We start from the raw sequence: 290 nt of genomic DNA, 5'->3' as shown, positions 1-290 counted from the left end.
TCCTGCTTTGATGCCAATGGTGGATTGTTCGAGACGCTTCTCGGCGAGGAGGACGCGATCATATCGGACGCACTGAACCACGCTTCGATCATCGACGGAGTGCGCCTCTCCAAGGCGAAACGCTTCCGCTACGCCAATAACGACATGGCGGCGCTGGAGGAGGAACTGAAAAAGGCGGAAGGCAGCCGGTTCAAGATGATCGCCACAGACGGCGTGTTTTCGATGGACGGCATCATCGCCAATCTTGCGGGCGTCTGCGACCTTGCCGAGAAATATGGCGCCATGGTCAT

General features: G+C 57.6%; 1 protein-coding gene. It reads left to right on the top strand.

The window, feature by feature from the left end; translation table 11 throughout:
- Window positions 1-290 (top strand): aminotransferase class I/II-fold pyridoxal phosphate-dependent enzyme (locus tag IFT66_RS23350; RefSeq protein WP_192079138.1); only part of this gene is annotated, 290 nt, incomplete at both ends.

The sequence above is a fragment of the Rhizobium sp. CFBP 13726 genome, assembly GCF_014841925.1.
Taxonomy (GTDB): Bacteria; Pseudomonadota; Alphaproteobacteria; order Rhizobiales; family Rhizobiaceae; genus Neorhizobium; species Neorhizobium soli.
The sequence above is the reverse complement of the archived record's forward strand: the minus strand, read 5'-3'. Positions and strand labels throughout refer to the sequence as shown.